This is a genomic window from Martinezella sp. CNPSo 3959 (genome assembly GCF_057784355.1).
The window spans coordinates 1-12,337 of sequence record NZ_JBXSOV010000001.1 but is presented as its reverse complement, the minus strand read 5'-3'; the positions used below and the strand labels follow the sequence as shown (position 1 = coordinate 12,337).

Annotated in this window: 24 protein-coding genes; all 24 read right to left on the bottom strand. The window is 58.7% G+C overall.

Features of this window, described 5'->3' with window-relative positions; translation table 11 throughout:
• Positions 1-42: 42 nt before the first annotated feature.
• Positions 43-693, bottom strand: a complete 651-nt coding sequence (locus AC13RE_RS00120; RefSeq protein WP_112337465.1) for an adenylate kinase — start codon at positions 691-693, stop codon at positions 43-45.
• Entirely contained in the window at positions 690-2,030 is a 1,341-nt protein-coding gene (gene secY, locus AC13RE_RS00115) for a preprotein translocase subunit SecY (RefSeq protein WP_015339610.1), read from the bottom strand. Before secY ends, AC13RE_RS00120 begins: the two co-directional genes overlap by 4 nt.
• Before the next feature lie 226 nt (positions 2,031-2,256).
• Positions 2,257-2,727 (bottom strand): 50S ribosomal protein L15, encoded by a 471-nt coding sequence (rplO, locus tag AC13RE_RS00110; protein ID WP_095434669.1) that lies wholly within the window; start codon positions 2,725-2,727, stop codon positions 2,257-2,259.
• A gap of 17 nt (positions 2,728-2,744) precedes the next feature.
• Positions 2,745-2,957: a 50S ribosomal protein L30 gene (rpmD, locus tag AC13RE_RS00105; RefSeq protein ID WP_007690786.1), complete on the bottom strand. Its 213-nt coding sequence runs from the start codon at positions 2,955-2,957 to the stop codon at positions 2,745-2,747.
• Positions 2,958-2,970: 13 nt separating this feature from the next.
• The gene (rpsE, locus tag AC13RE_RS00100) at positions 2,971-3,540 is read right to left on the bottom strand and encodes a 30S ribosomal protein S5 (RefSeq protein ID WP_004118414.1); all 570 of its coding nucleotides are present in this window, start codon (positions 3,538-3,540) and stop codon (positions 2,971-2,973) included.
• Positions 3,541-3,671: 131 nt separating this feature from the next.
• Complete coding sequence (gene rplR, locus AC13RE_RS00095; RefSeq protein ID WP_004118412.1) at positions 3,672-4,034, bottom strand: 50S ribosomal protein L18; 363 nt, start codon at positions 4,032-4,034, stop codon at positions 3,672-3,674.
• A 12-nt stretch (positions 4,035-4,046) separates the two neighbouring features.
• Positions 4,047-4,580: a 50S ribosomal protein L6 gene (rplF, locus tag AC13RE_RS00090; protein WP_015339608.1), complete on the bottom strand. Its 534-nt coding sequence runs from the start codon at positions 4,578-4,580 to the stop codon at positions 4,047-4,049.
• Between the two features lie 41 nt (positions 4,581-4,621).
• Positions 4,622-5,020 carry a 30S ribosomal protein S8 gene (gene rpsH, locus AC13RE_RS00085; RefSeq protein ID WP_015339607.1) on the bottom strand — a complete coding sequence of 133 codons (399 nt, stop codon included), beginning with the start codon at positions 5,018-5,020 and terminating at the stop codon, positions 4,622-4,624.
• A gap of 12 nt (positions 5,021-5,032) precedes the next feature.
• Complete coding sequence (gene rpsN, locus AC13RE_RS00080) at positions 5,033-5,338, bottom strand: 30S ribosomal protein S14 (protein WP_004118406.1); 306 nt, start codon at positions 5,336-5,338, stop codon at positions 5,033-5,035.
• Between the two features lie 33 nt (positions 5,339-5,371).
• Positions 5,372-5,929, bottom strand: coding sequence for a 50S ribosomal protein L5 (gene rplE, locus AC13RE_RS00075; RefSeq protein ID WP_015339606.1), 558 nt, complete (start codon positions 5,927-5,929; stop codon positions 5,372-5,374).
• Positions 5,922-6,230 (bottom strand): 50S ribosomal protein L24, encoded by a 309-nt coding sequence (gene rplX, locus AC13RE_RS00070; protein ID WP_015339605.1) that lies wholly within the window; start codon positions 6,228-6,230, stop codon positions 5,922-5,924. Before rplX ends, rplE begins: the two co-directional genes overlap by 8 nt.
• Before the next feature lie 11 nt (positions 6,231-6,241).
• On the bottom strand, positions 6,242-6,610 hold the full coding sequence (rplN, locus tag AC13RE_RS00065) for a 50S ribosomal protein L14 (protein WP_003573790.1): 369 nt from the start codon (positions 6,608-6,610) through the stop codon (positions 6,242-6,244).
• A 225-nt stretch (positions 6,611-6,835) separates the two neighbouring features.
• Positions 6,836-7,075 (bottom strand): 30S ribosomal protein S17, encoded by a 240-nt coding sequence (gene rpsQ / locus AC13RE_RS00060; protein ID WP_015339604.1) that lies wholly within the window; start codon positions 7,073-7,075, stop codon positions 6,836-6,838.
• 12 nt (positions 7,076-7,087) lie between these two features.
• Positions 7,088-7,288 (bottom strand): 50S ribosomal protein L29, encoded by a 201-nt coding sequence (gene rpmC / locus AC13RE_RS00055; RefSeq protein ID WP_007690763.1) that lies wholly within the window; start codon positions 7,286-7,288, stop codon positions 7,088-7,090.
• Positions 7,289-7,299: 11 nt separating this feature from the next.
• Positions 7,300-7,713 (bottom strand): 50S ribosomal protein L16, encoded by a 414-nt coding sequence (gene rplP, locus AC13RE_RS00050; RefSeq protein WP_004118395.1) that lies wholly within the window; start codon positions 7,711-7,713, stop codon positions 7,300-7,302.
• Positions 7,714-7,749: 36 nt separating this feature from the next.
• Positions 7,750-8,475 (bottom strand): 30S ribosomal protein S3, encoded by a 726-nt coding sequence (rpsC, locus tag AC13RE_RS00045; RefSeq protein ID WP_004118393.1) that lies wholly within the window; start codon positions 8,473-8,475, stop codon positions 7,750-7,752.
• A complete protein-coding gene (gene rplV, locus AC13RE_RS00040; RefSeq protein WP_015339603.1) occupies positions 8,475-8,864 on the bottom strand; it encodes a 50S ribosomal protein L22 in 390 nt (129 codons plus the stop codon). Before rplV ends, rpsC begins: the two co-directional genes overlap by 1 nt.
• Positions 8,865-8,866: 2 nt before the next feature.
• Positions 8,867-9,145, bottom strand: coding sequence for a 30S ribosomal protein S19 (gene rpsS / locus AC13RE_RS00035; protein WP_037199970.1), 279 nt, complete (start codon positions 9,143-9,145; stop codon positions 8,867-8,869).
• A gap of 15 nt (positions 9,146-9,160) precedes the next feature.
• Complete coding sequence (gene rplB, locus AC13RE_RS00030; RefSeq protein ID WP_015339601.1) at positions 9,161-9,997, bottom strand: 50S ribosomal protein L2; 837 nt, start codon at positions 9,995-9,997, stop codon at positions 9,161-9,163.
• 11 nt (positions 9,998-10,008) lie between these two features.
• Positions 10,009-10,302, bottom strand: coding sequence for a 50S ribosomal protein L23 (locus tag AC13RE_RS00025; protein WP_015339600.1), 294 nt, complete (start codon positions 10,300-10,302; stop codon positions 10,009-10,011).
• A complete protein-coding gene (rplD, locus tag AC13RE_RS00020; RefSeq protein WP_015339599.1) occupies positions 10,299-10,919 on the bottom strand; it encodes a 50S ribosomal protein L4 in 621 nt (206 codons plus the stop codon). The genes AC13RE_RS00025 and rplD overlap by 4 nt, the downstream gene beginning before the upstream one ends.
• A gap of 13 nt (positions 10,920-10,932) precedes the next feature.
• Entirely contained in the window at positions 10,933-11,574 is a 642-nt protein-coding gene (gene rplC / locus AC13RE_RS00015) for a 50S ribosomal protein L3 (RefSeq protein WP_015339598.1), read from the bottom strand.
• Between the two features lie 39 nt (positions 11,575-11,613).
• On the bottom strand, positions 11,614-11,922 hold the full coding sequence (rpsJ, locus tag AC13RE_RS00010; RefSeq protein WP_003547547.1) for a 30S ribosomal protein S10: 309 nt from the start codon (positions 11,920-11,922) through the stop codon (positions 11,614-11,616).
• 309 nt (positions 11,923-12,231) lie between these two features.
• Positions 12,232-12,337: EF-Tu C-terminal domain-related protein (locus AC13RE_RS00005; protein ID WP_134887923.1), on the bottom strand; the 106-nt coding region annotated here is incomplete at its 5' end.

Genomic DNA, 12,337 nt, shown 5'->3' with positions numbered 1-12,337 from the left:
GCGCAAAAAAGCAACCGCTCCGGCAAGTTTATTTTAGGCTATCTAGAGCTTAGCCAGGATAGCCTCTATGCTTTCGGTCACATGCTCGATATCGGCCATGCCGTCGATGCTCTGCAACTTGCCCTTAGCATAGTAGTAACCGATCAGCGGCGACGTCTCCTTGTAGTAGACTTGGAGGCGAGTCGCCATGGTTTCAGCATTATCGTCAGGGCGGCGCTTGAAATGGGTCGAGCCGCATTTATCGCAGACACCGGCATTTGCAGGAACCTTGTCAGTGTCGTGATAGACGCTGCCGCAGTTCGAGCAGGAATAGCGACCGGAGACGCGGCGAATCAGTTCGGCATCATCGACCTTCAACTCGATCACAACGGAGAGTTCGAGGCCCTTCGCATTGAGCATTTTTTCGGTGGCATCGGCCTGCACCAAGGTGCGCGGAAAGCCATCGAGGATGAAACCCCTGACGCAATCCGGTTGATCGATGCGCTCGGAAACGATCGCATTCACGATCTCATCCGAAACAAGCTTGCCGGCGTCCATGACAGCCTTGGCGCGCTTGCCGACTTCCGTGCCGGCCTGAACGGCCGCGCGCAGCATATCGCCTGTGGAAAGCTGCGGAATGCCGTGCTTTTCCACGATGCGCTGGGCCTGGGTCCCCTTACCTGCTCCCGGCGGCCCTAAAAGTATGAGTCTCATCGCCCCCTCTTTCCTCCACGCAACTTCGATTTCTTGATCAGGCCTTCATATTGCTGTGCGATCAGGTGACCCTGAATCTGCGCCACCGTATCCAGCGTTACGCTAACCACGATCAGAAGCGAAGTGCCACCCAGAGACAAGGGAATACCGGTCTGGGATACGAGAATTTCGGGCAGGATGCAGACGAAGACAAGATAGATCGCGCCGATGACCGTGATGCGGGTCAGCACGTAATCGATATATTCGGCTGTGCGCTCACCCGGACGGATACCCGGAATGAAGCCGCCGTGCTTCTTCAGATTGTCGGCCGTGTCCTTCGGATTGAAGACGAGAGCCGTGTAGAAGAAAGCGAAGAAGGCAATCAGAGCGCCGTAAAGCACCATATAGACCGGCTGGCCGTGGCCAAGTGCCGCAACGATCGAGGTCACCCAGGTCGGGAGCGCGGTGTTGTTGCCGAGGCCTGCAACGGTTGCCGGCAACAGCAGCAGCGACGACGCGAAGATCGCAGGGATGACACCCGAAGTGTTGAGCTTCAGCGGCAGGTGCGACGTATCGCCCTGGAACATGCGCGTGCCGACCTGGCGCTTCGGATACTGGATCAGAAGGCGACGCTGCGCGCGCTCGACGAAGACGATGAGCGCGATGACCAGAATGGCGACGATCAGCACGGCGAGAATGAGCGGCGTGGAAAGCGCGCCGGTGCGGCCGAGTTCGAGCGTACCGGCAAGCGCAGTCGGAAGACCTGCAGCGATGCCCGCGAAAATGATCAGCGAGATGCCGTTGCCGATACCGCGCGACGTTACCTGCTCACCAAGCCACATCAGGAACATTGTGCCGCCGAGTAGCGTGATGACAGTGGAAATGCGGAAGAACCAGCCGGGATCTACGACGACGCCGTTGCCGTGCTCCAGACCGATCGCAATGCCATAGGCCTGCAATGCGCCGAGCAGCACCGTGCCGTAGCGGGTGTACTGGTTGATGATCTTACGGCCCTGCTCGCCTTCCTTCTTCAGGTTTTCGAGCGACGGGACGACCGAGGTCATCAGCTGAACGATGATCGAGGCGGAAATATAAGGCATGATGCCGAGCGCGAAGATCGCCATGCGCTGCACAGCGCCGCCCGAGAACATGTTGAAGAGGCCGAGAATGCCGCCCGATTGATTCTGGAAAGCCTGGGCATAAGCGGCAGGATTGAGGCCAGGAAGCGGAATGTGGGTGCCGAGCCGGTAGACGAGGAGAGCGCCGAGCGTAAACCACAGGCGCTTCTTGAGATCCTCGGCTTTGGCAAAGGTCGAAAAATTGAGGTTGGACGCCAATTGTTCCGCTGCAGAAGCCATGCAAATCTCCGCATCACCAATTCCGGCATAGTCGGCCGAGTCCGGAATCGGTCTGTAAATTGTTCAAAAGCCGGGCTTCGGACGGATTGCGCAGCAATCGGGCGCCTCACCCTTGGTTCCCGTTATCGATCGGAAAGACACTTGCCGCATCGATCAGATTCGTGAGGCTCACATATGGGAGCAAAATCGCCCGAAGTGAAGTCACTTCGGGCGATTATTGATAATATTATTCTGCGGCAGCAGCGAGCAGCTTAACGGAGCCGCCAGCCTTTTCGATCTTCTCGACTGCAGACTTGGAAGCGCCTGCAACTTCAAGAGCAAGCTTCGCCTTCAGTTCGCCGTCCGAGAGAACACGAACGCCGTCCTTGACGCGGCGAATAACGCCGGCAGCCTTGAGAGCCGCTGCATCAACGGTGTTCTTGGCATCGAGCTTGCCGGCATCGACGGCAGCCTGGATGCGTGCCAGCGATACGACAACGTAGTCGGATGCGAAGATGTTGTTGAAGCCGCGCTTCGGCAGACGACGGTAGATGGGCATCTGACCGCCTTCGAAGCCGTTGATCGCAACGCCCGAACGGGACTTCTGACCCTTCACACCACGGCCACCGGTCTTACCGGAGCCGGAGCCGATGCCGCGGCCGAGGCGCTTGCGGCTGTGGGTCGAGCCTTCGTTATCCTTGATTTCATTCAGTTTCATAGCGAATTACCTCCGGCTCACTTCTCGTCGACAACGCGAACGAGATGCTGGACAGCACGGATCATGCCACGAACAGCCGGAGTATCTTCCAGCGTGCGGCGACGGTGCATCTTGTTCAGTCCGAGACCGATCAGCGTCTTCTGCTGAACATCCGGACGGCGGATCGGGCTGCCAATCTGCTCGACCGTAACGGTCGCCTTAGCTTCAGCCTTCTTGGTCGTCTTGGCCATAGGTCAAACTCCCTTATTCTTCGGAGGCGTTGCCCGAAGCGGCGCGGCGAGCCTGCAGGGTGGCATACTTGATGCCGCGCTGAGCTGCGATGTCCTTCGGGTGAACCTGGTGCTTCAGGGCGTCGAACGTGGCGCGAACCATGTTGTACGGGTTCGACGAACCGGTCGACTTGGCAACGACGTCATGAACGCCGAGCGTTTCGAAAACGGCGCGCATCGGGCCGCCGGCGATGATACCGGTACCGACCTTGGCCGAGCGCAGCAGAACCTTGCCGGCGCCATGACGGCCATGAACGTCATGATGCAGCGTACGGCCGTCGCGCAGCGGTACGAAGATCATGTCGCGCTTGGCGCTTTCGGTTGCCTTGCGGATAGCTTCCGGCACTTCACGTGCCTTGCCATGGCCGAAGCCTACGCGGCCCTTCTGGTCGCCGACGACGACGAGAGCGGCGAAGCCGAAGCGACGGCCACCCTTGACAACCTTGGCGACGCGGTTAATCGCGACCAGCTTGTCGACGAATTCGCTATCGCGCTCTTCACGGCTCTGACGGTCTTCCCGCGGAGCCCTCTTTTCCTGTGCCATTGTCCTCTTCCTTTTTCTTTTCCGGGTGCAATCGGCAAACAAAACGAAGACCGCATGCCTTCCCTTGCGGGAAACCTGCGGTCCGGTGAATATCCGGCCGGCATCCTTGGGATCGCCGGCCGGAAATCTGATTAGAAGGTCAGGCCGCCTTCGCGGGCTGCTTCAGCCAAAGCCTTGATACGGCCGTGGTAGATGAAAGCGCCGCGATCGAACACGACTTCCTTCACGCCGGCCTTGGAGGCGCGCTCTGCAACGAGCTTGCCAACGAGGGCTGCGGCTGCGGTATCGGCACCGGTCTTCAGAGAACCGCGCAGATCCTTGTCGAGGGTGGAGGCAGCCGCGAGGGTCTTGCCAGCCACGTCATCGATGACCTGGGCGTAGATGTTCTTCGACGAGCGATGAACCGACAGGCGCGGACGGCCATTGGCCACCGACTTGATTTGGCGGCGCACGCGGTTGGCGCGACGCGCAAGTGCTTCTTTCCTGCTAGCCATTTCGCGTGATCCTTACTTCTTCTTGCCTTCTTTGCGGATGATCCGCTCTTCGGCATACTTAACACCCTTGCCCTTGTAGGGCTCGGGGCCGCGATATTCGCGGATTTCAGCGGCAACCTGGCCGACCTGCTGCTTGTTGATGCCGGTGACGACGATTTCCGTCGGCTTCGGCACAGCGATCGAGATGCCCTGCGGCGGCTCATAAACCACGTCGTGGCTGAAGCCGAGCGCGAGCTGCAGGTTCTTGCCCTGCATAGAGGCACGGTAGCCGACGCCGTTGATTTCGAGCTTGCGCTCGTAGCCGTCCTTAACACCCTTGAGGATGTTCTCGATCATCGTGCGGGACATGCCCCACTTTGCGCGAGCGTCCTTGGAGTCGTTGAGCGGCGTCACGACGATTGCATTGTTTTCCAGCTTGAGACCGATTTCGTCGTTAGCGACGAAAAACAGCTCGCCCTTGGGGCCCTTGGCGGTCACTTTTTGGCCATCAACCGTGGCCGTGATCCCTGCAGGTACCTGAACGGGCTTCTTACCGATACGAGACATTTTTCAAACCTGTCTGTTTCGAAGGAGATCTCTGTTCGATCTTAGAAGACCGAGCAGAGAACCTCGCCACCAACATTCTGTTCGCGAGCCTGGTGATCGGCCATCACACCCTTCGGAGTCGAAAGGATGGTGATGCCGAGGCCGTTCGCGACCTGCGGAATGGACTTGACCGAGACATAAACCCGGCGGCCCGGCTTAGACACACGGCCGATCTCACGGATCACCGATGCGCCTTCGTAGTACTTGAGTTCGATGTTGAGCTCAGACTTGCCGTTGCCGAAATCGACGACGGAGTAGCCACGGATGTAGCCTTCAGCCTGGAGTACATCGAGAACGCGCGCACGGAGCTTGGACGCAGGCGTCGAAACCGACGACTTGCGGCGCGAAGCGCCATTGCGGATGCGGGTGAGCATATCGCCCAAAGGATCAGTCATAGACATCTAATCTGCTCCTTACCAGCTGGACTTGACGATGCCCGGCACCTTGCCGAGATTGCCGAGTTCACGCAGCGCGATACGCGACATGCGCAGTTTGCGGTAGTAGGCGCGCGGACGGCCAGACACTTCGCAACGGTTGCGAATACGGGTCTTCGATCCATCGCGCGGCAGCGATGCCAGCTTCAGAGTGGCCTTGAACCGGTCTTCGATCGAGAGAGACTGGTTCATGATGATTGCCTTGAGAGCAGCCCGCTTCGCGGCCTGGTTGGCAACCGTATTGCGGCGGCGCTTGTTCTTTTCAACTGCGCTTGTCTTCGCCATATCAGGGTTCCTTTTCTACGCTCGTCGTTACGGTTATTGACGGAACGGGAAGTTGAACTCTGTCAGAAGAGCCCGTGCTTCGTCGTCGGTCGTCGCCGTCGTGCAAACGATGATGTCCATGCCCCACATCTGATCAACCTTGTCGTAGTTGATCTCAGGGAACACAATGTGCTCCTTGATGCCCATGGCAAAATTGCCACGACCGTCAAAGCTCTTCGGGTTCAGGCCGCGGAAGTCGCGAACGCGCGGAAGCGCGATGTTGACCAGACGATCCAGGAACTCATACATGCGGGCGCCGCGCAGGGTAACCTTCGCGCCGATCGGCATATTTTCACGGACCTTGAAGCCAGCGATGGAGTTGCGTGCACGGGTGATGACCGGCTTCTGGCCAGCGATGGCCGCCAGGTCGGCAGCAGCAACGGTCGGCTTCTTCGAATCAGCCGTCGCTTCGCCAACGCCCATGTTGATCACGATCTTGTCCAGCTTCGGGATCTGCATCTCGTTAGCGTAGGAGAACTTCTCCTGCATGGCTGCACGGATGCGAGCAACGTATTCTTTCTTGAGCCGCGGCTCGTACTTTACCTCAGCCATCGATCACTTCTCCCGAGGTCTTCGCCACGCGGACCTTCTTGCCATCTACAACCTTGAAACCGACGCGGGTCGGCTTGCCGTCCTTGTCGACGATTGCCAGGTTGGACAGGTGAAGCGAGGCTTCCTTGCTGATGATGCCGGCTTCCTGGTTCTGCGTCTGGCGCTGATGGCGCTTGATGACGTTGACGCCACGAACGACCGCACGGTCTTCCTTCGGCAGCACTTGAATGACTTCGCCGGTACGGCCCTTGTCCTTACCGGTCAATACGACAACCTTGTCGCCTTTACGGATCTTCTGCATCGCTCCGCTCCTTACAGTACTTCTGGAGCCAGCGAGATGATCTTCATGTGGTTCTTGGCGCGAAGTTCGCGCGGAACCGGTCCGAAGATGCGGGTGCCGATCGGCTCTTTCTTGTTGTCGATGAGGACTGCTGCGTTGGTATCGAAGCGGATGACGCTGCCATCCGGACGACGGATGTCCTTGGCGGTACGAACGACGACCGCCTTCATCACGTCACCCTTCTTCACACGGCCGCGCGGAATAGCTTCCTTGATCGAAACGACGATAACGTCGCCGATCGAGGCATACTTGCGCTTCGAGCCGCCCAGCACCTTGATGCACATGACACGACGTGCGCCGGAATTATCCGCCACGTCGAGGTTTGTTTGCATCTGAATCATGTCAGGTCGCCTTCTTGTTGTTACCGGAATGGTTGGGTCAGTCGACCCCCTACCCCGGCTTATGGACTAGTGTCTTGTCTGATTATGCCTGGCTTCGCGACCACAAGGATCGTCTCTGCCGGCCATCAATAAAGCAAAAGAACGCCCGTTCTCGAGCGTCCTGCTTCCAAGCTCGTGCTTCATACAGATATTTCGCCCAAGCGCAAGGGCCTGAGCGAAATTCTGTTACTTGGACTGGGCGGAAATGACCGTCCAGGTCTTGTCCTTGGAGATCGGCGCGCATTCCTCGATGGAAACGACGTCGCCGGTCTTGTACTGATTGTTTTCGTCGTGAGCCTTGTACTTCTTGGAACGACGAACGGTCTTCTGGAGCAGCGGGTGAGCGAAACGACGCTCAACGCGGACAACTACCGTCTTCTCGTTCTTGTCGCTGACCACGACGCCCTGCAGAATGCGCTTCGGCATGTTATTTTTCCTTTAGGCCTTTGCTTCTGCCGCCTTCTGGCGGGCAATGGTTTTTACGCGAGCGATGTCCTTGCGGACTTCGTTGATGCGCGAGGACTTCTCGAGCTGGCCGGTCGCCTTCTGAAAGCGCAGGTTGAACTGCTCCTTCTTCAGCTTGGCAAGCTCGTCCTTGAGTTGGTCGGCGCTCAGGGCGCGAACATCTGCGGCTTTCATGAGCTTCTTCCTTACTCTGCAATGCGCTGAACGAAGCGCGTCTTGACCGAGAGCTTGGCAGCGCCGAGGCGCAGAGCCTCACGAGCGATTTCTTCGCTCACACCGTCGATCTCGAACATCATACGGCCGGGCTTGACCTTGCATGCCCAGTATTCGACAGAGCCCTTACCTTTACCCATACGGACTTCGGTCGGCTTTGCGGTTACCGGAACATCCGGGAACACGCGGATCCATACACGGCCGGCGCGCTTCATATAGCGCGTAATCGCGCGGCGAGCCGCTTCGATCTCGCGAGCGTTGACGCGGTTAGGCTCCTGCGACTTCAGGCCGAATTCGCCGAACGCCAGATCAGAACCACCCTTGGCAACGCCCTTGATGCGGCCCTTGAATTGCTTGCGGTACTTCGTACGCTTTGGCTGCAACATTTTCTTATTCTCCGAACTTATCTGCCACGTACGCTATCAAGCGTTGTCGCGGCGACGGTCTCTATCGCGATCGCGGCTAGCCGGACCCTGGGCGTCGCCTTCGAGCGCGCGGCGTTCGGAGGCCATCGGATCGTGCTCAAGGATTTCGCCCTTGAAGATCCAGACCTTGATGCCGCAGATACCGAAAGCGGTTTCTGCTTCAGCCGTACCGTAGTCGATGTCGGCGCGCAGCGTATGCAGCGGCACGCGGCCTTCGCGGTACCATTCCGTACGAGCGATTTCTGCACCGCCGAGACGGCCGGCGCAGGTGATCTTGATGCCTTCGGCGCCAAGACGCATCGCGGACTGGACGGCGCGCTTCATGGCGCGACGGAAAGCAACACGGCGTTCCAGCTGCTGAGCGATCGACTGGGCAACCAGCGTCGCGTCGATTTCCGGCTTGCGAACTTCAACGATGTTGAGGTGCGTTTCGGAATTCGTCATGTCCGACAGCTTCTTGCGGAGCTTGTCGATGTCAGCGCCCTTCTTGCCGATGATCAGGCCCGGACGAGCCGAGTGGATCGTGACGCGGCACTTCTTGTGCGGACGCTCGATGACCACCTTGGAGATACCAGCCTGCTTCAGTTCGTTCATAACGAACTTGCGCATCTTCAGGTCTTCGTGGAGGAGCTGGCCGTACTCGGCATTGTCCGCAAACCAGCGGCTATCCCAAGTGCGGTTGATGCCAAGACGAAAGCCGATTGGATTGATTTTCTGACCCATTATGCGGCCTCCTCTTGAGCTTCCACTTCACGAACGACGATCGTCAGGTGTGCGAACGGACGCTCGATGCGAGATGCGCGGCCACGGCCACGAGCGTGAAAACGCTTCATGACGATCGACTTGCCGACGTAAGCTTCCGCCACGACCAGCGAGTCAACGTCGAGATCGTGGTTGTTCTCTGCATTGGCGATCGCAGATTCGAGCGTCTTCTTGACGGCTCCTGCGATGCGCTTGCGCGAGAATTCCAGCTCTGCGAGCGCGCGATCAACCTTCTTGCCGCGGATCGACGCCGCGACCAGGTTGAGCTTCTGCGGGCTGACACGGAGCGTGCGCGCAACTGCCTGCGCTTCATTGTCCTTCAGCCGGCGTTCGGTTTTTGCCTTGCCCATTGTTACTTCCTCTTCGCCTTCTTGTCCGCACCGTGACCATAATAGGTACGGGTCGGGGCGAACTCGCCGAACTTGTGTCCGACCATGTCTTCATTGACGCTGACCGGAATGTGCTTGCTGCCGTTGTAGACACCGAAGGTGAGACCAACGAACTGCGGCATGATGGTGGAGCGACGGCTCCACATCTTGATTACTTCGTTACGTCCGCCTTCACGCACCTTCTCAGCCTTCTTGAGAAGATAGCCGTCAACAAACGGACCTTTCCATACTGAACGAGCCACTTGAGACTTCCTCTCTTACTTCTTGCGCTGATGGCGCGAGCGCATAATCATCTTGTCGGTCGACTTGTTCGACCGCGTACGCTTGCCCTTGGTCGGCTTGCCCCATGGGGTCACCGGATGGCGACCACCGGAGGTGCGGCCTTCACCACCGCCGTGCGGATGGTCGACCGGGTTCATGACAACGCCGCGGTTATGCGGCTTCTTGCCACGCCAACGCGAACGACCGGCCTTACCGTCGTTGATGTTGCCGTGATCCGGGTTCGAAACCGCACCGATCGTTGCGAGGCAGGTGCCGTGCACGAGGCGCTGTTCGCCCGAGTTCAGGCGAAGGATCGCCATGCCCTGGTCACGACCGACGAGCTGCGCGTAGGAACCGGCGGAGCGAGCGATCTGACCACCCTTGCCCGGCTTCATTTCCACGTTGTGGATGATGGAGCCGACCGGGATGAACTGAAGCGGCATGGTGTTGCCCGGCTTCACGTCCACTGCCTTTTCCGAAGCGATGACCTTGTCGCCCGAAGCAAGACGCTGCGGAGCGATGATGTAGGCCAGTTCGCCGTCCGTGTACTTCACCAGAGCGATGTAAGCGGTACGGTTCGGATCGTATTCGATACGCTCGACGGTTGCTTCGACGTCGAACTTGCGACGCTTGAAGTCGACCAGACGATAGCTGCGCTTGTGACCACCGCCCTGGAAACGGACGGTGATGCGGCCAGTGTTGTTACGGCCACCCTTGGAGGTGAGGCCTTCGGTCAGCGACTTGACCGGCTTGCCCTTGTAGAGCGAGGAGCGATCGACAATGACCAGCTGACGCTGGCTCGGGGTCGTCGGATTGAATGTTTTCAATGCCATTTTCTTATTCCTCAGAGACCGGTGGAGACGTCGATCGACTGGCCTTCGGCGAGCGTCACAACAGCCTTCTTCACGTCCTTCTGCTTGCCGACGAGACCCTTGAACCGCTTGGTCTTGCCGAGGCGCAGCAGAGTGTTAACGGCCGTAACCTTGACGCCGAAGAGCGCTTCGACGGCAGCCTTGATTTCCGGCTTCGTCGCGGTCTTCGCAACGTTGAAAACAACCTGGTTATTGTCCGAAAGCAGCGTGGACTTTTCGGTGATCGCAGGAGAAACGATCACATCATAATGGCGAAGATCCGTCACTTGAAACGCTCCTCTAGAGCTTCAACTGCAGCCTTGGACAGCACGAGCTTGCCGCGGCGCAGGATGTCGTAAACGTTGATGCCCTGAACCGGCAGAACATCGATATTCGGGATGTTCTGGGCTGCGAGCTTGAAGTTGCTGTCGAGTTCAGCACCGCCGATGAACAGAGCGTTCGTCAGGCCGAGTGTCTCGAAAGCGCCAGCGAGTGCCTTGGTCTTGGCTTCGGTAGCGACGAGATTGTCGATAACAATCACGTCTTCAGCCTTGAACTTGGCCGAGAGAGCGTGACGCAGGCCGAGGGCGCGAACCTTCTTCGGCAGATCATGCTCGTGGCTGCGGGCGACCGGGCCGTGAGCCTTACCACCGCCGCGGAACTGCGGAGCGCGAGCCGAATGGTGACGAGCACGGCCCGTACCCTTCTGCTTGTACATCTTGGCGCCGGTGCGCGCTACGTCAGCGCGGCCCTTTGCCTGATGCGTGCCCTGCTGCTTCTTGGCAAGCTGCCAGCGAACGACGCGAGCGAGAATGTCTTCACGCGGCTCGAGGCCGAAAATCGCATCAGAAAGGGAAACCTTCCCGGCGTCTTTGCCCTCGAGGGTCTTGACGTTGAATTCCATTGGTTTGGCTCCCTTACTTCGCTGCCGACTTGACGGCGTCGCGCACGATGATCCAGGCACCCTTGGAGCCGGGAACCGCACCCTTGACCAGGATCAGACCACGATCTTCGTCGGTCGATACCACTTCAAGGTTCTGCGTCGTAACGCGGGTCTGGCCCATGTGACCAGCCATCTTCTTGTTCTTGAACACCTTGCCCGGGTCCTGGCGCGAACCGGTCGAACCATGCGAGCGGTGCGAAACCGACACACCGTGCGTGGCGCGCAGACCACCGAAGCCGTGGCGCTTGATGGCGCCGGCAAAGCCCTTACCGATCGTCGTGCCGGTCACGTCGACGAGCTGACCCGCCGTGAAGTGACCTGCGTTGAGCTCGGTGCCGACTTCAAGCAGATTGTCTTCCGTGACACGGAATTCTGCGAGCTTGGCCTTCGGCTCTACGCTTGCGACGGCGAAATGGCCGCGAAGAGCCTTCGTCGTGTTCTTAACCTTAGCCTGGCCGGCACCGAGCTGAACTGCGGTGTAGCCATTCTTTTCAACTGTGCGCTGGGCTACGACCTGGCAGCCATCCAAACGCAATACGGTAACCGGGACATGCTCGCCGGCGTCGTTATAGACGCGGGTCATTCCCACCTTCTGTGCAATCACACCTGAACGCATCGGTTCAATCCTTCTCACTCAGCTCGAGGACCGGAGGTCTCAGAGCTTGATCTCAACATCGACACCGGCGGCGAGATCGAGCTTCATCAGCGCGTCTACCGTCTGCGGGGTCGGGTCAACGATGTCGAGGAGGCGCTTATGCGTGCGCATCTCGAACTGCTCGCGGCTCTTCTTGTCGATGTGCGGGGACCGGTTTACCGTAAACTTCTCGATACGAGTCGGAAGCGGAACGGGGCCCCGGACGCTTGCACCGGTGCGCTTCGCCGTCGACACGATCTCGCGCGTGGAAGCATCGAGAATCCGGTGATCGAACGCCTTCAGGCGAATGCGGATATTTTGGCCGTTCATTCGACGTTATCCTTGTGTTTGTTATCTCGCGCGCCTCTCGAAAAGGCACGGATTGTTCTGTTTCCTAAGGCGGACCACCGGTTTCAAAGATCGAGAGGGACGCCAGCTACGGGCATCCCTATCCACTCTTTAGGCCTTTCGGCCCACCTTATTGTTAATTTCATTCGCCACTTCGTCATCCGAAGCAGCGCGCAAATCGCGCTCGCGCGCCATTTGCAACATTTCTATGTCATAAGCAAGCGGCTAGTGCCGCTTGCATCATAATATTGTCATCGAATCGGCCACTCGGATGGAGTGGCCGTCTTCGAATTACTCGACGATGCTAGCCACGATGCCGGCGCCGACGGTACGGCCGCCTTCGCGGATTGCGAAGCGAAGCTTTTCTTCCATCGCGATCGGAACGATCAGCTCAACG